Here is a 358-nt window from a genome sequence, read left to right as displayed (position 1 = left end):
CCCCATTTCAATCACACGTATGCCGTCGAGGGGGCGCTTGCGAGAAGCTGAGTCGTTCATAAAGTCATGGTCAATTTTTGAGTGGAAGTAAAAATATAACGAGGCGGGGTCAATGTGTCATCAGGAAAAACAAAAAAGCTCGCCGTTGTGAAGGGCGAGCATCAAAGTGACAAAACACAAAAGCAATACAAAAGAACAACACCTAGTAGCCTTAAGGGAGAGAAACTCTCAGCTACTAGGTGCGATTGATCACTTAAATAGTCAACGACTACGCCTAACTAGGCCATTACTATTTAAGGAGAGCAATTTGCTACAGGCAGAGTCGCTACCCAGCGTTCAATCAACTGAACACCTTCGG

Annotated in this window: 1 protein-coding gene; it reads left to right on the top strand. The window is 45.0% G+C overall.

What is annotated here, in order from left to right; genetic code table 11:
- Window positions 1-166 precede the first annotated feature (166 nt).
- Window positions 167-358 (top strand): hypothetical protein (locus A3751_RS23345; RefSeq protein WP_231876807.1); only part of this gene is annotated, 192 nt, incomplete at its 3' end.

The organism is Oleiphilus sp. HI0080, from assembly GCF_001635135.1.
Note: the sequence above shows the minus strand (reverse complement) of the source record. Positions and strands in the feature narration are given on the sequence as shown.